Consider the following 23243-nt stretch of genomic DNA (forward strand, 5'->3'; position numbering starts at 1 on the left):
ATGTTGCTTGGCGCGGCGCTGCCCGCCCATTCTGAAAGCGTGCTGCGGATCGGTCTGGGGGCAGACCCGGACATGCTCGACCCACATCTGGCGCGCACCTACTATGGCCGCTTCGTCTTTGCCTCCCTGTGCGACAGGCTGGTGGACGTCGACGAGCACCTGAAGGTGGTGCCGGGTCTGGCGAAATCCTGGGCCTGGAGCGAAGACGGAAAAACCCTGACCATGGATCTGCGTGAAGGCGTGACCTTCCACGACGGTGAAAAATTTGATGCCGCCGCCGCGAAATACAACCTCGACCGCGCCCTGACCCTCAAAGGCTCCCTGCGTAAAAGCGAGATCTCTTCCGTGGAGTCGGTAGAGGTCACCGGCCCGATGCAGATTGCGCTGCACCTGAAAACCCCTGACGCCGCGCTGCTGATGCAGCTTACCGACCGTGCGGGCGCGATGATGGCACCCGAAGCCGCGAAGAAGCCTGACTTTGCCGCCCATCCGGTCTGTTCCGGCCCGTACAAGTTCGACAGCCGCGTGTCGCAGGACCGCATTGTTCTGACCCGCTTCGACAATTACTGGAATAAAGACGCCTACCACTTCGACAAAATTATCTATCTGCCGATCCCGGACGCCTCCGTGCGCCTCGCGAACCTGCGCGCGGGCGATCTCGATCTAACCGAAGGCATCGCCGCCAGCGACGTTAAAACCGTCGAAGCCGACAGCAAGCTGGCGCTGGCGAAGATAACCGGTCTGGGCTATCAGGGGATCACCTTCAACATCAACAATGGCAAGGTCCCGGCGAACGATCCGTTCAGGGATGCCCGCGTGCGCGAGGCGTTTTCTCAGGCTATCGACCGTGAGGCGTTAAATCAGGTGGTCTTTGAAGGCCTCTACACCCCGGCAAACCAGGCGTTTTCTACGGTGAGCCCGTATCACGTCAACCTGCCGGTGCCACCTCGTGACGTCGAGAAGGCCAAAGCGCTGCTCAAAGCCGCAGGCGTCACCGCGCCGCTGACCGTCAACCTGCTGGTGCCGAACAACCCAACCTCGCAGCAGGTGGGACAGGTGCTGCAGGCGATGGTTGCTGAGGCGGGCTTCACGCTGAACCTGCAGATGACCGAATTCGCCACGCTGCTGGATCGCCAGCAGAGCGGTGACTATCAGCTGAGCTTCTCCGGCTGGTCGGGACGCCCGGACCCGGACGGCAGCATCTACGGCTTTATCCACAGCAAAGGTACCCTGAATGACGGCCGCTACAGCAACGCTCAGGTCGACGAGTGGCTGACCCAGGCGCGCCAGAGCACCGACCAGGCCGCGCGCCAGCCGCTGTATGACAAGGTGGTGAAGCAGCTGCAAACCGACATGCCGATTGCCTACCTCTACTTCGAGCCGCGCATTTTTGGCCTGAACAAAAGCGTGCAGGGCTTTAAGCCGTACCCGGACGGCATCGTGCGTCTGGCCGGTTTGACGCTGGCGAAATAAAGGTCCTGAGGAGAACCCATGCTGGAACTGATTTGCAAACGTCTGCTGCTGGCCGTACCGACGCTGTTGCTGGTGAGCATGATGGTGTTCGGCCTGCAAAAGCTGCTGCCCGGCGATCCGCTGATCGCCATGGCCGGGGAAGAGCGCGACCCGGCGGTGATCGCCCAGCTGCGCGCGGAGCTGAACCTGGATGCGCCGATCCCTGTGCAGTATTTTCACTGGCTGACGCGGGCGCTGCAGGGCGATCTGGGCGTCTCCTTACGCACGCACGAACCGGTGACTGAGCTTATCGCCAGCAAGCTGCCGGTTACGCTGGAGCTGTCCCTGCTGGCGATGATTATCGCGCTGGTGTTTGGCATTAGCATGGGGATCCTCGCGGCGGTGAATAAAAACAGCTGGGTCGATCACGGGGCGAACTTCGTGGCGATCTCGGGGATCTCGATACCCCACTTCTGGCTGGGGATCCTGCTGATTCTGGTCTTCTCGGTGAACCTGCAGTGGCTGCCCGCGTCCGGCTACGTGCCGTTCAGTGAAGATCCGCTCCAGAACCTGCGCACGCTGCTGTTGCCCGCGTCCGTGCTCGGAACCGGCCTCGCGGCGACGCTGATGCGCCACACCCGCGCGTCGATGATTGCGGTGCTGAAGGCTGACTATATCCGCACCGCCCGGGCTAAGGGGCTGCTGCCGAAAGCGGTGATCCTGAAGCACGCGTTTCGCAACGCGCTGGTACCGGTGATCACCCTCACCACTCTGCTGTTCGGCGAGCTGCTGGGCGGCGCGGTGCTGACCGAGCAGGTCTTCACCATTCCGGGCTTTGGCAAGATGATCGTCGATTCGGTGTTCAACCGTGACTACGCGGTGGTGCAGGGCGTGGTGCTGATCGTGGCGATCGGCTTTCTGCTGCTCAACCTGCTGGCCGACGTGCTTTACGTCCTTATCAACCCGAAAATGCGAGGTTAACGATGGCGGAACTGACGACGCAAACCGTTGCGCCCGCGCTGCCGCGCGCGGAAAACCGGGTGCTGAAGAAATTCCTCGCCAACAAAAGCGCGGTGATTGGCGCGCTTGTGGTGGGCTTCTTTGTGCTGGTGGCGCTGCTGGCTCCGTGGATTGCCCCGTTCGATCCGGTCAAAGCCAACTTCCTGGCGGTGCGTAAAGCGCCGTCGGCGATGTACTGGTTCGGCACCGACGAGCTGGGACGCGACATTTTGTCCCGCATTATCTGGGGGGCTCGCACCTCGCTGATGGCGGGTTGTATGTCGGTGGTTATCGCCGTGGTCATCGGCGTGCCGCTGGGGCTGGTGGCGGGCTACTTCCAGAAGATGTGGGACGGCGTGATATCGCGCTTTATCGAGGCGCTGCTGGCCTGTCCGTTCCTGATCATGGCGATCGCGCTGGGGGCGTTTTTAGGCCCGAGCCTCACCAATGCCATGATCGCCATCGGTCTTTCGGCAATGCCGATCTTTGCCCGCCTGACGCGCGGGCAGGTGATCGCCATCCGCAACGAAGAGTACATCGACGGCGCGCGGGCGATTGGCCTGCCGGATCGCTGGATCATCATTAAATACGTTTTGCCAAACGTGATGTCGCCGATCCTGGTGCAGGCCACGCTGGCCATCGCCTCGGCGATTATCGCCGAAGCCAGCCTGTCGTTTTTAGGGCTAGGGCAGCAGCCGCCCAATCCGTCCTGGGGCTCCATGCTCAACACCGCGAAAGGGTTTCTTGAGCAGGCACCGTGGATGTCCGTTTTCCCCGGCGTGGCGATTTTTCTTGCCGTGCAGGGCTTTAATTTACTTGGCGACGGGCTGCGCGATGCGCTCGATCCGCGCCATGACTAAGGAGTCATGATGACCAAAGCGCTTGATTTTACGTCCGGTTACGATTCACGACGCCCACCGATGATGGGCCATAATGCCGTTGCCACGTCGCAGCCGCTGGCGGCGCAGGCGGGAATGAAAATGCTGCAGCTGGGTGGCAACGCCGTCGATGCGGCCATTGCTACCGCGATGGCACTGACGGTGGTTGAGCCGACCGGCAACGGGATCGGCAGCGACGCCTTTGCCATCGTCTGGGATGGTGAAAAGCTGCACGGCCTGAACGCATCCGGGCGCTCGCCGGCCAGCTGGCATGCGGATCTGTTTGCCGGCAAAACGGCGGTACCGGAAATCGGCTGGGACGCGGTGACGGTGCCCGGAGCTGTGTCCGGCTGGGTTGCCCTGGCGGAACGTTTTGGCACGCTGCCGCTGACCACGCTGGCGCAGCCTGCGATTGACTACGCGCGCAACGGTTTCCCGGTCTCACCGCTGATTGGTCATCTCTGGCAGCGCGGCTATAACAAGCTGAAAGATCAGCCGGGCTTTAGCGCCTGCTTTGCGCCGGAAGGCCGCGCACCGCGCGTGGGAGAGATCTTCCGTAACCCGGCGCAGGCTAATTCGCTGGAGCTGATTGCCGAAACCAACGGCGACGCGTTTTACCGCGGCGAGCTGGCGCAGAAAATTGCTGCTTTTGCCAAAGAACACGGCGCGCACCTGACGGCTGAGGATCTGGCAAACCACCGCGTGGACTGGGTCGAGATGCTGTCGCGCGACTTCGCGGGCGGCTCGGTGCAGGAGCTGCCGCCAAACGGCCAGGGGATCGCCACGCTGATTGCGCTCGGTATTCTGGAGCAGTGCGGAATTGAGAAGCATCATCCGGACTCCGTGCAGTCCCTTCACCTGTCCATCGAGGCGATGAAGCTGGCGCTGGCGGATCTCGACCGCTACGTGGCGGATGAAGAACACATGGAGTTCGCCGCAAAAGAGCTGCTGAGCGACCATTATCTGAAGTCGCGCGCGGCGCTTATCGACCACGATAAAGCCTCTGATTTTGTCTACGGCTCCCCGACGCAGAGCGGCACGGTCTACATCAGCACCGCCGACGACAGCGGGATGATGGTCTCGTTTATTCAGTCCAACTTTATGGGATTTGGATCAGGCATCGTGGTGCCGGACACCGGGATCAGCCTGCAAAACCGGGGCTGTGGATTTGTGCTGGATCCGAATCATCCGAACGCGCTGGCGGGCAGCAAGCGTCCGTTCCACACCATCATTCCGGGCTTTGCGATGGACGGCAGCGGCCAGCCGCTGATGTCCTTCGGCGTGATGGGCGGCCCGATGCAGGCGCAGGGGCACATGCAGATGGCGCTGCGCATAATGCTGCACGGGCAAAACCCGCAGGCGGCCATCGACGCGCCGCGCTGGCGCGTGGTGCAGGGCAGGGAGGTGATCGTCGAATCGACGTTCGATCGCAATACGATTGCGGCGCTGCGCGAGCGCGGGCATCAGATCGTAGTGGAAGATCCGCTCCAGGATTACAACTTTGGCGGTGCGCAGGTGATTTACCGCATGCCGGAAGGGCACTACGTGGCCGCGACGGAAAGCCGCAAAGACGGGCAGGCGTTAGTGAGTTAATGTTTTATCCCCCTAATGCGAGCAGCGAACAATCCCCTCTCCCCTTTGGGGAGAGGGTCAGGGTGAGGGGAAAATTTCACCCAATGCTAAACGGATCCGCATCCTGCCACGCCGGAAACTTCTCCCGATATTCCTTCAGCGCCGTTAACGACAGCTCGGCATCAATGCGCGTCGCCTGATGCGGCTCGGCGGTGGCAATAATCTCGCCCTGCGGATTCACCACCCGGCTGTCGCCGCGGTAGTGATGCCCGTTGCCGTCCGTTCCCACGCGGTTACAGCCCACCACGTACGCCTGGTTCTCAATCGCGCGGGCCACCAGCAGCGCCTGCCAGTGCAGCGAGCGCGGCGCGGGCCAGTTGGCGACGTACAGCGCCAGGTCGTAATCGTTGCGGTTGCGCGACCACACCGGGAAGCGCAGGTCGTAGCAGACCAGCGGCAGGATGCGCCAGCCGCGCCACTCGAACACCACGCGTTCGTTACCGGCTTCATAGTGATGATGTTCATCGGCCATGCGGAACAGGTGGCGTTTATCGTAAAAATGCACTTTTCCTTCCGGCTCCACCAGCAGGAAGCGGTTCACCGGTCCGCGCTCCGTCTGCAGGGCGGCGCTACCGGCGATCAGCGCGTTGGTCTGCTGCGCTTTGGCATGCATCCAGGCGACCACCTCTTCCTGGGGCATCGACTGTTTAGCCGCTTCCATCGCGAAGCCGGTGGTAAACATCTCCGGCAGGACAATCACATCTCGCCCGGTAATTTCTTCCAGTTGACGATCAAAGTGGCGCAGGTTGGCAGGACCATCCATCCACACTAAAGGCTGCTGCAAAATCGAAATCTTCAAACCAGGCACGATACAGACTCCTCAAACGACCCCTTTTTGACACTGTAGCACGTCATTACGAGAAAATGTGGCAATAAAAAACCCCGCACCGGGCGGGGTTTGTCAGAGCGAAGCGGGTTATGCCGCTTCAGGTTTGCGGTGCTTCTCCGGCAGCTTTACCGGCTGCGTCGCCAGCTCTTCCGGTTCGAAATCATCCACGTTAATACTGCGCAGACGGCTCTCTTCGGCTTTCACCAGCAGCGCAGCTTCGTCGTTATTGATAATGCCACCGGCCAGCGCCTGTTTCGCCAGTTCGTCCAGACGGGTAAACGGCAGGTTTTTACCCAGCTGTTTACAAATTTTCTGGTGAATCGGATCGGCGGCCATCACGTCCAGCAGCGCCTCTTCCAGCAGGCCCACCGGGTTATGCGGCGTTGGCGCCAGATACTGACCGCGGCCGATACGGGAGCGGGTTGCGCTCGGAACCTGCAGGATCTTCGCCACCTTGTGGTCCAGTTTGTCCGACGGCGCCAGATGATGGCGACCGGTCGGGAAGATCACCGCGCGCAGGGCGCCCGCCACGAAGCGGTTCGGGAAGTTGGCCAGCAGGTCGTCAATCGCCTGTTCCGCCTGATACATTGCATCTTGTACGCCCCAATGCACCAGCGGCAGATCCGCTTCCTGACGGCCTTCGTCGTCGTAGCGCTTCAGGACCGCAGAGGCCAGGAAGATCTGGCTCAGCACATCACCCAGACGGGCAGAGATACGTTCGCGACGCTTCAGGCTACCGCCCAGCACCGCCATAGAGACGTCAGACAGTAGAGCCAGGTTGGCGCTCAGACGGTTCAGATGCTGGTAGTAACGTTTGGTCGCATCCCCGGTTGGCGTTGCGCTGGTCAGGCCGCGCGTCAGGCCGAGCCAGAAGCTGCGCACCTTGTTGCTGCCCACGTGACCGATATGTTTGAACAGCAGCTTGTCGAAGGCATCCACGTCGTTGTTCTGCGCGGCGGCCATCTCTTCCAGCACGTATGGATGGCAGCGAATCGCCCCCTGGCCGAAGATCATCATGCTGCGGGTCAGGATGTTTGCCCCTTCCACGGTGATGGCAATCGGTGCGCCCTGATAGCCACGCGCCAGGAAGTTGCCTTCGCCGAGCATAATGCCTTTACCGCCTGCGATATCCATCGCGTCAATAATCGACTGCTGCGCGCGGTGGGTACAGTGGTACTTCACAATCGCGGACAGCACGGCCGGTTTTTCGCCCAGCATAATGCCGTAGGTAATCAGGGATGCAGCGGCGTCCATCACGTAGGCGTTGCCCGCGATACGCGCCAGCGGCTCTTCGATACCTTCCATCTTGCCGATGGAGATTTTGAACTGACGGCGGATATGGGCGTACGCGCCAATCCCCATTGCCACCGACTTCAGACCGCCGGTTGAATTCGACGGCAGGGTGATCCCGCGGCCCACCGACAGACATTCAACCAGCATGCGCCAGCCCTGACCGGCCATTTTCGGGCCGCCGATGATGTAGTCAATCGGCACGAAGATATCCTGACCGCGGGTCGGACCGTTCTGGAACGGCACGTTCAGCGGGAAGTGACGACGACCAATTTCAACGCCCGGAGTAGAGGTTGGGATCAGCGCACAGGTAATGCCCAGATCTTCTTCTCCGCCCAGCAGTTTTTCCGGGTCGGAGAGCTTAAACGCCAGGCCGAGCACCGTGGCGATAGGCGCCAGGGTGATATAACGTTTGTTCCAGGTCAGGCGCATGCCCAGTACCTGCTGGCCCTGCCATTCGCCCATGCACACTACGCCGGTATCCGGGATTGCGCCTGCATCGGAGCCCGCTTCCGGGCTGGTCAGCGCGAAGCAAGGGATTTCCTGACCGCGCGCCAGGCGCGGCAGGTAGTGATCTTTCTGCTCTTCCGTACCGTAGTGCTGCAGCAGCTCGCCCGGCCCTAAGGAGTTCGGCACGCCAACGGTAATCGCCAGGATCCCGGAGACGCCCGCCAGCTTTTGCAGGACGCGAGCTTGAGCGTAAGCGGAGAATTCCAGACCGCCGTACTCTTTCTTAATGATCATCGCGAAGAAGCGATGCTCTTTCAGGTACGCCCACAGCTCCGGCGGCAGGTCGGCCATCTCGTGGGTGATAGCGAAGTCGTTTGCCATGCGGCACGCTTCTTCCACCGGGCCGTCGATAAAGGCCTGCTCTTCGGCGGTCAGACGCGGCTGTGGATAGTTGTGCAGCTTTTTCCAGTCCGGGTTGCCCTGGAACAGATCGCCTTCCCACCAGGTGGTACCGGCGTCAATCGCTTCTTTCTCCGTGCGCGACATTGGCGGCATCACTTTACGGAAGCCCTTGAACACCGGCGCGGAGATCATCGACTTGCGCATCGGGGCCAGGTTAAACGGCAGAAGAATGATGGCAAGAGGGACTAAAATCCAGATATTCCAGAGGCCTGCGACGCCAAGCGCAGCCGTCCAGGCCAGAAGAATCAGGCTGCTCAGGAATAAACTGACGCGGTGATAGAACAACACACCGAGCAGTACAACGGTTGCGAGAATGCTCAAAATCATCATAAAGAAAAGCTCCCTTGCTTGTAGGAGGTCTGACCACTTGTGATGATATGGTTGTAGTTGATGTGAATTCCTTTAGCAATGTGTTTACAAAATAATTACAACCTGGTTCACATTGTTCGTGTTTTCGCCGGCACAAAAAATCAAAACGCCGGACGATTCGCATGGCTTTAGCTTCTCGCTTTTCCCGCTATCCGGTACACTCCACTGTGTTATTTCATCAATACTGAAGGATTATCCTCATGTACCAGGATCTTATTCGTAACGAACTGAACGAAGCGGCGGAAACGCTGGCGAACTTTCTGAAAGATGATGCCAATATTCACGCTATTCAGCGCGCAGCGGTCCTGCTGGCCGACAGCTTCAAAGCCGGTGGCAAAGTACTCTCCTGCGGTAACGGCGGTTCCCACTGTGACGCCATGCACTTCGCCGAAGAGCTGACCGGACGCTATCGCGAAAACCGTCCGGGCTACCCGGCGATTGCGATTTCCGACGTGAGCCACATCTCCTGCGTAGGCAACGACTTCGGTTACGACCACATCTTTTCCCGCTACGTTGAGGCAGTAGGCCGTGAAGGCGACGTGCTGCTGGGTATCTCTACCTCCGGTAACTCCGCGAACGTGATCAAAGCGATCGCCGCCGCGCGTGAAAAAGGGATGAAGGTCATCACCCTGACCGGTAAAGATGGCGGTAAGATGGACGGTACGGCGGATATCGAAATTCGCGTTCCGCACTTCGGCTATGCAGACCGCGTTCAGGAAATTCACATCAAAGTGATCCACATCCTGATCCAGTTGATCGAAAAAGAGATGGTTAAGTAAGGCTTCGCTGGGGGGCGCCAGCGCCCCCCGCAGTTGTGGAGTGGAGGTAATCTATGTGCGAACTGCTCGGGATGAGCGCCAATGTGCCAACCGATATCTGCTTTAGTTTCACCGGGCTGGTTCAGCGCGGTGGAGGAACCGGGCCGCACAAAGACGGCTGGGGCATCACCTTCTACGAAGGCAAAGGGTGTCGCACGTTCAAAGATCCGCAGCCCAGCTTTAACTCACCGATTGCCAAACTGGTGCAGGATTACCCCATTAAATCCTGTTCGGTGATCGCGCATATTCGTCAGGCAAACCGCGGCGAAGTGGCACTGGAAAATACCCATCCCTTTACCCGTGAGCTGTGGGGCCGTAACTGGACCTACGCGCACAACGGGCAGCTCACGGGCTATAAGTCGCTGGAGACGGGGAACTTCCGACCGGTTGGCGAAACGGACAGTGAAAAGGCCTTCTGCTGGCTGCTGCATAAGCTGACGGAACGTTATCCGCGTACGCCCGGCAACATGGCCGCCGTATTCAAATACATCGCGACGCTGGCCGCTGAACTGCGAGAAAAAGGCGTGTTTAACATGCTACTGTCTGACGGGCGCTACGTGATGGCGTTCTGCTCGACGAATCTCTTCTGGATCACGCGCCGCGCGCCGTTTGGCGTCGCTACGCTGCTCGATCAGGATGTGGAGATAGATTTTCAGAAAGAGACCACACCCAACGATGTGGTCACAGTCATTGCAACGCAGCCGCTGACGGGCAACGAAACCTGGCAAAAGATTATGCCAGGCGAGTGGGTGCTATTTTGTCTCGGGGACCGTGTAATTTGACGCCAGCTGTGGATGGACAACTTCGTGGCTCAGCGGTTTGCTGACCACGTAACGACCATCGACGATGGAGACCACTGGTGGTTTGTGGGTCTGCTCAAAGTAGTCATAACCTGGCTTCAGCTGTTTCCAGAAATCGGCGTAGTAAGAGTACTTATGGCGCGCCATGTTGGCATCCGTCATGCGGAACGGATAGATGCTGACCTGAACGTTAGGCTGCCCAAAGACCAGTGCGCCGGTCACGAACTGGAAAATCTCATCAATGCCGGAATCGGTCATCGCGTAGCAGCCGACAGACACGCAGGCACCGTGGATCATCAGGTATTTCCCTTCATAACCGTGAGCACGGTCATAGGCGTTCGGGAAACCGATGTTGATCGCTTTATAGAAGCGGCTATCCGGCTTTAACTGGTTACGCTGAACGTTGTAAAACCCTTCCGGACTCTTGAAATCGCCCTGACGCTGTTTCGGGCCCAGCCCGCCGGAATAGTTACAAATCTTGTAGCTATCAAGCAGCTGATACGTCTCGCCCATTTTTACAAACAGATCGAGCGTGCGCTCTTCCTTGAAGATTTGAATATAAACCGGGGATCCCATTAACTGCTGTTTATATTCTTTGCTGATCGGCGTCGTGGAGCTGTTGCTGCTGAGCAGCCCGGCAAACGACATGCACGGAATCAGAAGCATCGCAATGAACAATGCGATTTTACGCATACTACTAGTTCCTTGATAAAACCATGACCAACTTGCCAGGACGGCAAAAGAGACCCGAAATCAGATTATTCTGTTAGGAGCGCTCACATTAGCACCGCTATAGATTTTCGCAAGAGCCGGGCGGTGAGTTTACAAATTAGTTTTACTTTATAAACCATCAAATACCCGCTGGCTCCAGGAACTTTGCGTAATAGCTCGCATTTTGGCGCGCCCGACGGCGGATTACCTGCCCGTCAGAAGGGGAAAATGTTACACTTCGCGCCCACTGGATTGTTGTTTATGGAAACCTGCTAACCACATGTTTAAAATAAAAAAAGGACTTAATCTGCCGATTGCAGGCGTGCCTGAGCAGCACGTCTCGTCTGGCGCAAGCGTCCGTCATGTCGCAATTTTAGGTGACGATTATCTGGGAATGCGTCCTTCAATGCTGGTGCAGGAGGGCGATCGCGTGCTCAAAGGGCAGGCACTCTTTGAGGACAAAAAAAATCCCGGCGTCATGTTCACGGCCCCCGCCAGCGGCACCGTTGTGGCGATTAACCGCGGCGAGCGTCGCGTGTTGCAGTCGGTGGTTATCCGCATCGAAGGCGATGAACAGCGTGAGTTTGCTCGTTATGATGCGGCAGACCTCGCGACGCTTAGCCGCGAAGATGTGCAGGCTCAGCTGCTCGCGTCCGGCCTGTGGACGGCGCTGCGTACGCGTCCTTTCAGCAAATCGCCCGTTCCTGATACCGCCCCGGCCGCTATTTTCGTTACGGCCATCGACACCAACCCGCTCAGCGCGGATCCGCAGCCCATTATTCTGGCGCAGCGTAAAGCCTTTGATGCCGGGCTGACCGTTCTGACTCGCCTGACGCCCGGAAAAGTGCACGTTTGCCAGGCCGGGGGCGGCAAGCTTGGCGGCCATCCTCAGGGGCAGGTCACGTTTAATGAATTTTCCGGTCCGCATCCGGCGGGGCTGGTCGGGACCCATATCCACTTCCTTGAGCCGGTGAGCCTGAAGAAACAGGTCTGGCACCTTAATTATCAGGACGTCATTGCCATCGGTAAGCTCTTTACCACGGGTGAACTCTGCGCTGAACGGATCGTCGCTATCGGCGGGCCTCAGGCCGCCAACCCGCGTCTGGTTAAAACGCTTCTGGGAGCAGACATTAATGAGCTGCTTGCGGGGGAAACGAAAGAGGGTGAAAACCGCCTGATTTCCGGTTCGGTACTCAGCGGCCGCCGCGCTGTAAATGCGCACGCGTACCTGGGACGTTTCCATCTTCAGGTGAGCGTAGTTATGGAAGGGCGCGAGAAAGAGCTGTTCGGCTGGGTTCTGCCAGGCGCAGAAAAATACTCCGTCACCCGCACCACGCTGGGCCACTTCCTGCGTCATAAGCTGTTTAACTTCTCTACCAGCACGAACGGCGGCGAGCGCGCGATGGTCCCGATTGGCAACTACGAACGTGTAATGCCGCTGGATATTCTGCCCACCGTGCTGCTGCGCGATCTTCTGGCCGGTGACACCGACGGCGCGCAGGCGCTCGGTTGTCTTGAACTGGATGAAGAAGATCTGGCGCTCTGTACCTATGTGTGTCCAGGTAAATACGAATATGGACCCGTATTGCGCGAGGTGTTAACCCGCATTGAGCAGGAAGGATAACCATGGGATTAAAACACCTCTTCGAAAAAATTGAGCCGCACTTTACCGAAGGGAAGCTCAAAAAGTACTACCCGCTGTATGAAGCAACGACGACCATTTTCTACACCCCGGGTCTGGTAACGAAAGGGGCAGCGCACGTTCGCGATGCCATCGATCTGAAACGCATGATGATCCTGGTGTGGTTTGCGGTCTTCCCGGCCATGTTCTGGGGCATGTACAACGTCGGCCTGCAGACCATTCCGGCGCTGCACCATATGTACGACGCCCAGCAGCTGGCGCAGGTAATTCAGTCTGACTGGCACTATCGTCTGGCCCAGTCCCTGGGCGTGAGCTTTGCGGCAGATGCCGGCTGGCTCAGCATGATGACGCTGGGGGCCGTCTTCTTCCTGCCTGTCTATATGACCGTCTTTATCGTGGGCGGTTTCTGGGAAGTGCTGTTCGCCATCATCCGTAAACACGAGATCAACGAGGGCTTCTTCGTTACCTCCATTCTGTTTGCGCTGATTGTTCCGCCTACGCTGCCGCTCTGGCAGGCGGCAATGGGAATCAGCTTTGGCGTGGTGATTGCCAAAGAGATTTTCGGCGGCACCGGACGCAACTTCCTCAACCCGGCGCTGGCGGGGCGTGCGTTCCTCTTCTTTGCTTACCCGGCGCAGATTTCGGGTGACCTGGTATGGACGGCGGCGGACGGTTTCTCCGGCGCGACGCCGCTTTCTCAGTGGGCGGCAGGCGGCGGTGAAACGCTGGTCAACAATGCTACCGGCCAGCCTGTGACCTGGTTCGACGCGTTTATTGGCAACATTCCGGGCTCCATTGGTGAAGTGTCTACCCTGATGATTTTGATCGGCGGGGCCATCATCCTCTTTGGCCGCGTGGCGTCCTGGCGCATCGTCGCGGGCGTCATGCTCGGCATGGTGCTTACCGCCACGCTGTTCAATCTCATTGGTTCAAACACGAACCCAATGTTCTCCATGCCGTGGTACTGGCACCTCGTGCTGGGAGGCTTTGCGTTTGGCATGATGTTCATGGCCACCGATCCCGTCTCGGCCTCCTTTACCGACAGAGGTAAATGGTGTTACGGCGCGCTCATTGGCGTGATGTGTGTACTGATTCGCGTGGTCAACCCGGCCTATCCGGAAGGGATGATGTTGGCCATTCTGTTTGCCAACCTGTTTGCGCCGCTGTTCGACTACCTGGTCGTGCGCGCCAACATTAAGCGGAGGAAGGCGCGTGGCTGAGGTTAAAAATAACGACAGCATCAGCAAAACGCTGCTGGTGGTTTTGGTACTGTGTCTGGTTTGTTCCATCGTGGTTGCCGGTTCTGCCGTAGGGTTGAAACCGCTGCAGCAGGAGCAACGCGCGCTGGATAAACAGCGCAACATCCTGGCCGTAGCCGGACTGATGCAGGAAGGCATGACGAAGGACGACGTCGCGGCCGTGTTTGCTGAACGTATTACCGCACGGCTGGTGGATTTAAAAACCGGCGAGCTGATGGATAAAGACCCGGCGAAATACAACCAGGCGCTGGCGCTGAAAGATCCGCAGATGAGCACCGCGCTTGACGCCTCGCAGGATCCGGCAGGTATTAAGCGCCGCAGCAACATCGCGGAGATTTACCTGGTGCGTGACGAGCAAAAACGCATTCAGGAAGTGGTTTTGCCGATCTACGGTAACGGGCTGTGGTCAATGATGTACGCCTTTGTGGCACTGGATACCGATGGCCGCACGGTCAAAGGCATCACCTATTACGATCAGGGCGAAACGCCGGGGTTGGGGGGGGAAGTTGAGAACCCTAACTGGCGTGCGCAGTTTGTCGGTAAAAAAGTGCTCGACGACAGCGGCCAGCCTGCGCTGAAGGTGGTGAAAGGAGGCGCGCGTCCCGGTGATGAATTCGCCGTTGACGGCCTTTCCGGCGCCACGCTCACCTCTAACGGGGTACAGCACAGTTTTGATTTCTGGATGGGTGAACTGGGCTTTGGCCCCTTCCTGAAAAATGTACGTGAAGGAGCGCTGAATAATGGCTGATACGGGTGAACTGAAAGAAGTTAAAAAAGTGCTGATTGGCCCACTTTTAGCCAATAACCCGATAACTCTGCAGGTGCTGGGCGTCTGTTCAGCCCTGGCGGTGACCACCAAGCTGGAAACGGCGGTGGTGATGACGCTGGCGGTAACGCTGGTTACGGCGTTCTCCAGCATGTTTATCTCGATGATTCGCCACCACATCCCCAACAGCGTGAGGATCATCGTGCAGATGGCGATCATCGCCTCGCTGGTGATCGTGGTCGATCAGCTGCTGCGCGCTTTCGCCTACGAAACCTCGAAGCAGCTTTCGGTGTTTGTCGGCCTGATTATCACCAACTGCATCGTGATGGGGCGCGCTGAAGCCTACGCCATGAAAATGCCGCCGCTGGCGAGCTTTATGGACGGTATTGGCAACGGCCTGGGTTACGGCGTAATCCTGCTGACGGTCGGTTTCCTGCGCGAGCTTATTGGCAGCGGCAAGCTGTTTGGCGTTCAGGTGCTGGATACGGTACAGAACGGCGGCTGGTATCTGCCGAACGGCCTGTTCCTGCTGGCCCCAAGCGCATTTTTCATTATCGGTTTGCTGATCTGGCTGATTCGTACGTTGAAGCCTGAACAGCAGGAAAAGGAGTAACCGACAATGGCTCATTACCTGAGTTTATTTGTGCGCGCGGTGTTTGTTGAAAACATGGCGCTCGCCTTCTTCCTGGGCATGTGTACGTTCCTTGCCGTTTCTAAAAAGGTTTCGACGGCATTTGGCCTGGGCGTGGCGGTCACCGTTGTGCTGGGGCTTTCGGTTCCGATTAACAACCTGGTGTTCAACTTCGTGCTGCGGGACAGCGCGCTGGTGGAGGGGGTTGATCTTAGCTTCCTGAACTTCATCACCTTTATCGGGGTGATTGCGGCGCTGGTGCAAATCCTGGAGATGATCCTCGATAAGTATTTCCCGTCGTTGTACAACGCGCTGGGGATCTTCCTGCCGCTGATCGCGGTGAACTGCGCCATCTTTGGCGGCGTCTCGTTTATGGTGCAGCGTGATTACAACTTCAGTGAATCGGTGGTGTACGGCTTCGGTTCCGGTATCGGCTGGATGCTGGCGATTGTCACCATGGCGGGGATCCGTGAAAAAATGAAATATGCCAACGTGCCTGCGGGTCTGCGTGGCTTAGGGATCACCTTTATCACCACCGGCCTGATGGCGTTGGGCTTTATGTCCTTCTCCGGTGTGCAGCTATAAGGGCTAACAGATGGAAATTATTCTTGGCGTGGTGATGTTCACGCTGATAGTACTGGTGCTGTCAGGGCTGATTCTGGCGGCGCGCGCAAAGCTGGTCAATTCCGGGGATGTGATCATTGATATCAATGACGATCCGCAGAACCAGATCCGCACCCCGGCAGGGGATAAACTGCTTAATACGCTCTCGGGGAACGGGATTTTTGTCTCGTCAGCCTGCGGTGGCGGTGGTTCATGTGGGCAGTGCCGTGTGACGGTGAAAGAGGGAGGCGGGGATATTCTGCCAACTGAACTGTCGCATATCACGAAGCGTGAAGCGAAAGAGGGTTGCCGCCTGGCATGCCAGGTTGCGGTGCGCCAGAACATGAAGATTGAGCTGCCGGAAGAGATCTTCGGCGTGAAAAAATGGGAGTGCGAGGTTATCTCTAACGATAACAAAGCCACGTTCATTAAAGAGCTTAAGCTGCGTGTCCCTGAAGGGGAGAGCGTCCCGTTCCGCGCGGGGGGCTATATCCAGATTGATTGTCCGGCGCACACCGTGGCGTATGCTGACTTCGACGTGCCCGATGAATACCGGGCCGACTGGGATAAATTTAACCTCTTCCGCTTCGTTTCCGAGGTAAAAGAGCCCGCGCTTCGCGCCTATTCCATGGCTAACTACCCGGAAGAGAAGGGCATTATTATGCTCAACGTGCGTATTGCCACGCCGCCACCGAATGTGCCTGATGCGCCGCCGGGCGTCATGTCGTCATATATCTGGTCCCTCAAGCCGGGTGACAAGGTGACGATCTCCGGCCCGTTCGGTGAGTTCTTTGCCAAAGATACCGACGCGGAAATGGTCTTTATCGGCGGCGGTGCAGGTATGGCCCCGATGCGCTCGCACATCTTCGACCAGCTCAAACGTCTTAGCAGCAAGCGTAAAATCAGCTTCTGGTACGGTGCACGTTCCCTGCGCGAGATGTTCTACGACGATGAGTTCGAGCAGCTGGCGCGTGAGAACCCTAACTTTACCTTCCACGTGGCGCTTTCCGATCCGCAGCCGGAAGATAACTGGACGGGCTATACGGGCTTCATCCACAACGTGCTGTATGAAAACTACCTCAAACAGCATCCGGCACCGGAAGACTGCGAGTTCTATATGTGTGGTCCGCCAATGATGAACGCCGCGGTGATCAAGATGCTAAAAGATCTCGGCGTGGAAGATGAGAACATTCTCCTTGATGATTTCGGAGGCTGATCGTGTTGACCTTTCTGGCAACCTTCGCGGTGTTTGTGCTGGTGATCTTCGGGATGTCGTTGGGCTGGATCATCAAGCGTAAAAGTATTCAGGGCAGCTGTGGAGGCATCTCTTCCATCGGGATGGAAAAGGTGTGCGACTGCCCGGAACCGTGCGATGCACGTAAAAAACGGATGGCTCGGGACCAGCAGAGGATCATCTAGAAAAAGGCCGCTTTGTGCGGCCTTTATCATTTATTTTGCCCAGCTTTTGGCTTTGGCTGGCGAGTCCACCAGAACTCCTTCGGCACCCAGTGTTTTCGCCTTCTGGTAGTCCTCTTCAGAGTTCACGCCGATAAAAATCAAATGGGCATTGCCCTGAGAGCGGAAGCAGTCAACGGCCTCTTTGTCCCACGTTAATGTTGCAGGAGAGACACCTTCGCCTAAGGTGAATTTCTCGACTACCTCTACTTTTCGGTTTAACTCAAGCCCATACCAGTAATCGTCCATTTTTTGTGAAGGAGGCAGACATTCGTGGCTCAACGAAATCGTGGCCAGACGCGTGCGAGTCTCGCTGCGTGTGACAAAGCGGGGGATTTCGGCAGGCAATGCTTCCATATAGCGATCTTCGGTTGAATAGACGCGAACGCGGTTCAGGCTGTTGGTCTCTTTCAATACGTTAAGCAGCGTATTGCCCATGGTCGCTGGATCTGCATCCGGCGATTTGATGTCAATGAAAAATCGCGTATCTGGCCAGGCGGTCAGTACCGACTTTAGCGTCGGTATCGGGGTATTAAGCAGGTTTTCCGGCAGGCCTTTATCTTTCCACTTCACGCTGGCATCCGCCTTTGCCAGTTCATCAGCGGTATACTGTGACACCTTTCCCTGCAGATTGGTTAACGCCTTCAGGTCGGCAGGCCGAAAGAGAACCGGTACGTCATCCCGGCTTAACTGCACGGTTATCCAGACGATATCTGCTTTGTTTTCGAGCGCGAGCTTTATGGCTGGCAGGGTGTTTTCAGGTGCATCCGCGGTACCGCCCCGGTGGGCGACGATTTCTGGATTTGCTGATGCGGCACTCGCCAGAAACAGTAGCGAAACCGATAATATTTTCTTCATGAATGATTGCCCTTCATTAATTATCTAACTGTATGTAAATAAAGGATTTGTTCTGAGGATTTGTAACACGTTTTTATGACAACTGTGAGTAAGGAAAATTGCTGACGCATTTTTTGCCTTTTGTTATACTGTATATAAATACATGTGTGGTATGACCGATGCGCAAAATAATCCATGTTGATATGGACTGCTTTTTTGCCGCAGTGGAGATGCGTGACAACCCGGCGCTGCGGGATATTCCCATCGCCATTGGCGGCAGCCGCGTTCAGCGCGGTGTGATAAGCACCGCCAACTATCCTGCGCGCAAATTTGGCGTGCGCAGCGCCATGCCGACGGCGATGGCGCTGAAACTGTGTCCGCACCTCACCCTTTTGCCCGGTCGCTTTGACGCCTATAAAGAAGCCTCAAACCATATTCGGGAAATTTTCTCCCGCTACACCTCACTGATTGAACCGCTATCGCTGGACGAAGCCTATCTGGACGTCACCGATAGCCTGCACTGTCACGGCTCCGCTACCCTGATGGCGCAGGAGATCCGACAGACCATTTTCAACGAGCTGAATCTCACCGCATCGGCAGGCGTCGCGCCGGTAAAATTTCTCGCCAAAATCGCCTCCGATTTAAATAAACCCAACGGCCAGTACGTCATCACCCCTGAAGAGGTCCCGGCGTTTTTAAAAACGCTGCCGCTTGGCAAAATCCCCGGCGTAGGCAAAGTCTCCGCCGCTAAGCTGGAAAGTATGGGGTTACGCACCTGCGAAGATGTGCAGCGAAGCGACCTGGCGATGCTGCTCAAGCGCTTTGGGAAGTTTGGTCGCGTGCTGTGGGAGCGCAGTCAGGGCATCGATGAGCGCAGCGTAAGCAGCGAACGGTTACGTAAATCGGTCGGGGTTGAACGCACGCTGAGCGAAGACATCCATGACTGGTCGGAATGCGAAACCATTATTACGGAACAGCTCTATCCGGAGCTGGAACGACGCCTGAGCAAAGTAAAGCCTGATTTACTGATAGCCCGACAGGGCATCAAACTGAAATTTAACGACTTTCAACAGACAACGCAGGAGCACGTCTGGCCGCGCCTGAACAAGGAGGACCTTATCGCAACGGCGAAAAAGGCGTGGGAAGAACGACGAGGCGGACGAGGGGTGAGGCTGGTGGGACTGCATGTCACATTACTGGACCCGCAGTTAGAACGTCAGTTGGTTTTGGGATTGTAATAGCCCCGTGGCACGAGGTTGTTCACCCTCTCCCTTGAGGGAGAGGGTTGGGATGAGAGGATTACTTCGCAGGAATCGCCTTCAGCAGTTCCGTCAGCAGCGTCCAGTAATGGCCGACGCTTTCGATATGAACCTGCTCATCAGGAGAGTGCGGACCGGTGATGGTCGGCCCGATGGAAACCATGTCCATATCCGGATACGGTTTCTTGAACAAACCACACTCCAGACCGGCGTGGATCACCTGGATGTTCGGGGTGCTGTTGAACAGACGCTGATAGGTTTCACGCACCAGCGCCATTACCGGAGAACTTGCATCCGGCTGCCAGCCCGGGTAGCTGCCTTTTGCAGACGTTTTCGCGCCTGCCAGCGTACCCAGAGATTCCAGCATGCTCACCACGTACTCTTTACCACTATCGATCAGGGAGCGGATCAGGCAGATGATTTCCGCGCTGTCATCGCTCATGGTCACCACGCCCACGTTAAGGGAGGTTTCCACCACGCCTTTCGCCACGTCAGAGTTGCGAATAACGCCGTTTGGCGTCGCATTCAGCAACTGAACGAAAGTGTCACGAGACTGCGCGGTCAGCGCGGCTTTATCCGTAGAAACGGATTCCAGCACCACGGTCAGGTTCTTCTCTTTCGCCGACAGTTCGTTTTTCAGGATATCCAGGTAGACGCTGGAGAGTTTTTTCAGCTCGTCCGCTTTCGCCGCTGGCACCGCCACGGTGGCAAAGGCTTCGCGTGGGATTGCGTTGCGCAGGGTACCGCCGTTGAAGTCCACCAGACGAAGATCCAGCTCGGCCGCGTGGCCTGCCAGGAAGCGCGCCAGCAGCTTGTTGGCATTACCCAGTCCCAGGTGAATATCACCGCCCGAGTGACCGCCTTTCAGCCCTTTCAGCGTCAGCTTGAAAGTCTGGAAGCCTGCAGGAATCGCTTCGCGAGACAGCGGCAGAGTAGAGATGAAATCAATCCCGCCCGCGCAGCCCATGTAGATCTCACCTTCTTCTTCGGAGTCGGTGTTGATCAGGATGTCTGCCTGCAGCCAGTTCGCCTGCAGACCGAACGCGCCGTCCATGCCCGCTTCTTCTGTCATGGTCAGCAGCACTTCCAGCGGACCATGCTCAACGCGGTCGTCGGCCAGCACCGCCAGCGCAGAGGCCATACCGATACCGTTATCCGCGCCCAGCGTGGTGCCACGCGCTTTCACCCAGTCGCCGTCGATGTACGGCTGGATTGGGTCTTTAGTGAAATCGTGAACGGTGTCGTTGTTTTTCTGCGGCACCATGTCCAGATGCGCCTGCAGCACAACCGGTTTACGGTTTTCCATGCCTGTGGTGGCAGGTTTGCGGATCAGAATGTTGCCAACCTGGTCGCGCTCAGCGTGCAGGCCTTTTTCCTTCGCCCAACCCATAATATGTTCGGCAAGCTGTTCTTCATGGTAGGAAGGGTGTGGAATGGAGCAAATTTTGGCAAAAATATCCCACAGCGGCTGCGGAGATAATTGAGACAGTTCAGACACGATAAGTCTCCTTGTCGAGGCGCTGCAAACAGGGTTGCAGGCCACAGGGTTAGCAGGTTAATAGTTACCACAAGACAGGCTTGCGAGATGCAACTGAGAATACCACTTTCTCTGCTGGCGGGTAGCATAAAGCATGTAAAAACTCAGGCAGAGGGCGCTAAACACTGGTTTTTAGTGCGTCAGATCTCTATAATCTCGCGCAACCTATTTCCCCCTCGAACACTTTTTAAGCCGTATAAAAACAGGCTGGGACACTTCACATGAGCGAAAAATACGTCGTCACCTGGGACATGTTGCAGATTCACGCACGCAAACTGGCTGCGCGTCTGATGCCTTCCGAACAGTGGAAAGGCATTATTGCCGTCAGCCGTGGCGGTCTGGTACCGGGGGCGCTGCTGGCACGTGAGCTGGGTATTCGTCATGTCGATACCGTCTGCATCTCCAGCTATGACCATGATAACCAGCGTGAGCTGAAAGTGCTGAAACGTGCTGAAGGCGACGGTGAAGGCTTCATCGTTATCGACGATCTGGTGGACACCGGCGGTACCGCGGTGGCTATCCGCGAAATGTATCCAAAAGCGCACTTCGTGACGATCTTTGCAAAGCCGGCGGGCCGTCCGCTGGTTGACGATTACGTAATTGATATCCCGCAGGATACCTGGATTGAACAGCCGTGGGATATGGGCGTTGTCTTCGTACCGCCTATTTCAGGCCGTTAATTTCAGTACGTAACTTTACACGCCCGGCTATGCCGGGCGTTGTTCTTTTTATCCCGCCACGCGTTACAATGGGCACTATATGACGTATCCATGGAGGCAACGCAATGACGCAGGCGAATCTCACCGAGACTCTTTTCAAACCCCGTTTCAAACACCCTGAAACGTCGACGCTGGTCCGTCGGTTTAATCCGGGTACCATGCCTGCCGTCCAGTCTGCGTTAGACGGTAAAAACGTGCCCCACTGGTACCGCATGATTAACCGCCTGATGTGGATCTGGCGCGGTATAGACCCCCGTGAAATCCTCGACGTGCAGGCGCGTATCGTGATGAGCGAGTCGGAGCGTACCGACAGCGAGCTTTACGATACGGTGGTGGGCTACCGGGGCGGAAACTGGATCTACGAATGGTCTAAACAGGCGATGCTCTGGCAGCAAAAAGCCAGTCAGGAAGAAGATGCCACGCGCAGCGGCAAGCACTGGCTGCATGCAGCCAATCTCTACGCCATCGCCGCCTATCCGCATTTGAAAGGGGATGAGCTGGCCGAGCAGGCTCAGGCGCTGGCGAATCGTGCCTATGAGGAGGCGGCTCAACGCCTGCCGGGTCAGATGCGCGAGCTTGAGTTCGCCGTTCCGGGCGGTGCGCCCGTCACCGGGTTCCTGCACATGCCTGAAGGCGATGGCCCGTTCCCGACCGTGCTGATGTGCGGCGGTCTGGACTCCCTGCAAATTGACTATTACAGCCTGTATGAGCGCTACTTCGCACCAAAAGGGATCGCGATGCTGACGCTCGATATGCCATCCATTGGCTTCTCGTCGAAGTGGAAATTGACTCAGGATTCGAGCCTGCTGCACCAGCATGCGCTTAAAGCCCTGGAAAATATTCCCTGGGTTGACCATACCCGCGTGGCGGCTTTTGGCTTCCGGTTCGGGGCGAACGTTGCGGTGCGTCTGGCCTATCTTGAATCTTCGCGGCTGAAGGCCGTCGCCTGCCTGGGCCCGGTGGTTCACGCCCTGCTCAGCGATCCTGCCCGTCAGGGGAGCGTGCCGGAGATGTACCTTGACGTGCTGGCCAGTCGCCTTGGCATGCATGATGCATCAGACGAAGCGCTGCGTGTCGAACTCAATCGTTACTCGTTAAAAACGCAGGGGTTGCTGGGCCGCCGCTGCCCGACGCCGATGCTTTCCGGTTTCTGGAAAAACGATCCGTTCAGCCCTGAGGAAGAGTCACGCTTAATCACTTCGTCATCTGCGGATGGCAAATTGCTTGAGGTGCCGTTCAGCCCGGTGTATCAGAATTTTGACAAAGCCTTGAAAGAGATCACGCGCTGGATCGCCCAGAGAGTGTGTTAATAGATTGCTAAATTTCGCTGGTTTGGTAAAACAGTGGCTTCACAAAAGGAGATCGCAATGACGTTACCGAGTGGACACCCGAAAAGTAGGCTGATTAAGAAATTTATGGCTCTCGGCCCGTATATTCGAGAAGAGCAGTGTGAAGAGAATCGCTTTTTTTTCGACTGCCTGGCTGTTTGCGTCAACGTGAAGCCTGCGCCCGAAAAACGTGAATTCTGGGGCTGGTGGATGGAAATGGAAGCAGAGGAGAAACGTTTTACGTATAGCTACCAGTTTGGCCTGTTTAATAAAGACGGCAACTGGCAGGCGACCACCATTAAAGATCAGGAAGTGATCGATCGCCTGGAATATACCCTGAAAGAGTTCCACGACAAAGCGAGCGCACTGCTGGCCACCCTGGACCTTAAATTCGAGCCAGCGGATGACTTTTCCAGCGAAGCGGTGAAGCTGACCGCGTAATGGTTTTCTCCCTCTCCCTGTGGAAGAGGGCCGGGGTGAGGGCATCAGACCGCATTTATCTCGGGCAAAAAAATCC

22 protein-coding genes are annotated in these 23243 nt (G+C 57.2%); 17 read left to right on the forward strand and 5 right to left on the reverse strand.

Annotated elements, in window-relative coordinates; all coding sequences use genetic code 11:
- From HBM95_04590 to HBM95_04605, 4 genes are read left to right on the forward strand one after another with little or no spacing between them, the layout of a single operon-like run.
- Complete coding sequence (locus HBM95_04590) at positions 1–1473, forward strand: ABC transporter substrate-binding protein (protein ID NIH42215.1); 1473 nt, start codon at positions 1–3, stop codon at positions 1471–1473.
- A gap of 18 nt (positions 1474–1491) precedes the next feature.
- Entirely contained in the window at positions 1492–2433 is a 942-nt protein-coding gene (locus HBM95_04595) for an ABC transporter permease (protein ID NIH42216.1), read from the forward strand.
- Positions 2434–2435: 2 nt separating this feature from the next.
- Positions 2436–3311 carry an ABC transporter permease gene (locus tag HBM95_04600; protein NIH42217.1) on the forward strand — a complete coding sequence of 292 codons (876 nt, stop codon included), beginning with the start codon at positions 2436–2438 and terminating at the stop codon, positions 3309–3311.
- Positions 3312–3320: 9 nt separating this feature from the next.
- Entirely contained in the window at positions 3321–4922 is a 1602-nt protein-coding gene (locus HBM95_04605; GenBank protein NIH42218.1) for a gamma-glutamyltransferase family protein, read from the forward strand.
- 76 nt (positions 4923–4998) lie between these two features.
- Here HBM95_04605 and HBM95_04610 read toward each other — a convergent pair whose 3' ends face one another.
- Entirely contained in the window at positions 4999–5769 is a 771-nt protein-coding gene (locus HBM95_04610; GenBank protein NIH42219.1) for an amidohydrolase, read from the reverse strand.
- A gap of 108 nt (positions 5770–5877) precedes the next feature.
- Positions 5878–8322, reverse strand: a complete 2445-nt coding sequence (locus tag HBM95_04615; GenBank protein NIH42220.1) for an acyl-CoA dehydrogenase — start codon at positions 8320–8322, stop codon at positions 5878–5880.
- Positions 8323–8561: 239 nt separating this feature from the next.
- On the opposite strand from HBM95_04615, the gene lpcA reads away from it, so the two are divergent.
- Positions 8562–9140 (forward strand): D-sedoheptulose 7-phosphate isomerase, encoded by a 579-nt coding sequence (gene lpcA, locus HBM95_04620; GenBank protein NIH42221.1) that lies wholly within the window; start codon positions 8562–8564, stop codon positions 9138–9140.
- 53 nt (positions 9141–9193) lie between these two features.
- A complete protein-coding gene (locus HBM95_04625; protein NIH42222.1) occupies positions 9194–9961 on the forward strand; it encodes a class II glutamine amidotransferase in 768 nt (255 codons plus the stop codon).
- On the opposite strand, the gene HBM95_04630 is transcribed toward HBM95_04625, so the two are convergent.
- Entirely contained in the window at positions 9932–10672 is a 741-nt protein-coding gene (locus tag HBM95_04630; GenBank protein NIH42223.1) for a murein L,D-transpeptidase, read from the reverse strand. The genes HBM95_04625 and HBM95_04630 overlap by 30 nt on opposite strands.
- Positions 10673–10970: 298 nt before the next feature.
- Here HBM95_04630 and HBM95_04635 point away from each other — a divergent pair, with 298 nt between their 5' ends.
- Genes HBM95_04635 through nqrM form a run of 7 tightly spaced genes read left to right on the forward strand, consistent with a single transcriptional unit; the run spans position 10971 to position 17010 of the window.
- Positions 10971–12314, forward strand: coding sequence for a Na(+)-translocating NADH-quinone reductase subunit A (locus HBM95_04635; GenBank protein ID NIH42224.1), 1344 nt, complete (start codon positions 10971–10973; stop codon positions 12312–12314).
- 2 nt (positions 12315–12316) lie between these two features.
- The gene (locus HBM95_04640; GenBank protein ID NIH42225.1) at positions 12317–13552 is read left to right on the forward strand and encodes an NADH:ubiquinone reductase (Na(+)-transporting) subunit B; all 1236 of its coding nucleotides are present in this window, start codon (positions 12317–12319) and stop codon (positions 13550–13552) included.
- Entirely contained in the window at positions 13545–14339 is a 795-nt protein-coding gene (locus tag HBM95_04645; protein NIH42226.1) for a Na(+)-translocating NADH-quinone reductase subunit C, read from the forward strand. The genes HBM95_04640 and HBM95_04645 overlap by 8 nt, the downstream gene beginning before the upstream one ends.
- Complete coding sequence (locus HBM95_04650; GenBank protein ID NIH42227.1) at positions 14332–14970, forward strand: NADH:ubiquinone reductase (Na(+)-transporting) subunit D; 639 nt, start codon at positions 14332–14334, stop codon at positions 14968–14970. Before HBM95_04645 ends, HBM95_04650 begins: the two co-directional genes overlap by 8 nt.
- Positions 14971–14976: 6 nt before the next feature.
- The gene (gene nqrE / locus HBM95_04655; protein NIH42228.1) at positions 14977–15573 is read left to right on the forward strand and encodes an NADH:ubiquinone reductase (Na(+)-transporting) subunit E; all 597 of its coding nucleotides are present in this window, start codon (positions 14977–14979) and stop codon (positions 15571–15573) included.
- A gap of 10 nt (positions 15574–15583) precedes the next feature.
- The gene (gene nqrF, locus HBM95_04660; GenBank protein NIH42229.1) at positions 15584–16807 is read left to right on the forward strand and encodes an NADH:ubiquinone reductase (Na(+)-transporting) subunit F; all 1224 of its coding nucleotides are present in this window, start codon (positions 15584–15586) and stop codon (positions 16805–16807) included.
- Entirely contained in the window at positions 16807–17010 is a 204-nt protein-coding gene (gene nqrM, locus HBM95_04665) for a (Na+)-NQR maturation NqrM (protein NIH42230.1), read from the forward strand. Before nqrF ends, nqrM begins: the two co-directional genes overlap by 1 nt.
- A 30-nt stretch (positions 17011–17040) precedes the next feature.
- Here nqrM and HBM95_04670 read toward each other — a convergent pair whose 3' ends face one another.
- Positions 17041–17904: a glycerophosphodiester phosphodiesterase gene (locus HBM95_04670; protein NIH42231.1), complete on the reverse strand. Its 864-nt coding sequence runs from the start codon at positions 17902–17904 to the stop codon at positions 17041–17043.
- A gap of 158 nt (positions 17905–18062) precedes the next feature.
- Between HBM95_04670 and dinB the strand changes: the two genes are divergently transcribed.
- Complete coding sequence (dinB, locus tag HBM95_04675) at positions 18063–19121, forward strand: DNA polymerase IV (protein ID NIH42232.1); 1059 nt, start codon at positions 18063–18065, stop codon at positions 19119–19121.
- A 61-nt stretch (positions 19122–19182) separates the two neighbouring features.
- On the opposite strand, the gene pepD is transcribed toward dinB, so the two are convergent.
- The gene (pepD, locus tag HBM95_04680) at positions 19183–20640 is read right to left on the reverse strand and encodes a cytosol nonspecific dipeptidase (GenBank protein NIH42233.1); all 1458 of its coding nucleotides are present in this window, start codon (positions 20638–20640) and stop codon (positions 19183–19185) included.
- Positions 20641–20900: 260 nt separating this feature from the next.
- Between pepD and gpt the strand changes: the two genes are divergently transcribed.
- From gpt to HBM95_04695, 3 genes are all read left to right on the forward strand, one after another.
- Positions 20901–21359, forward strand: a complete 459-nt coding sequence (gpt, locus tag HBM95_04685) for a xanthine phosphoribosyltransferase (GenBank protein ID NIH42234.1) — start codon at positions 20901–20903, stop codon at positions 21357–21359.
- Positions 21360–21463: 104 nt separating this feature from the next.
- Positions 21464–22708, forward strand: coding sequence for an esterase FrsA (gene frsA, locus HBM95_04690; protein NIH42235.1), 1245 nt, complete (start codon positions 21464–21466; stop codon positions 22706–22708).
- Positions 22709–22765: 57 nt separating this feature from the next.
- Positions 22766–23167 (forward strand): sigma factor-binding protein Crl, encoded by a 402-nt coding sequence (locus HBM95_04695; GenBank protein ID NIH42236.1) that lies wholly within the window; start codon positions 22766–22768, stop codon positions 23165–23167.
- Positions 23168–23243 lie beyond the last annotated feature (76 nt).

It is taken from the genome of Enterobacter asburiae (assembly GCA_011754535.1).
GTDB classification, from domain to species: domain Bacteria; phylum Pseudomonadota; class Gammaproteobacteria; order Enterobacterales; family Enterobacteriaceae; genus Enterobacter; species Enterobacter cloacae_N.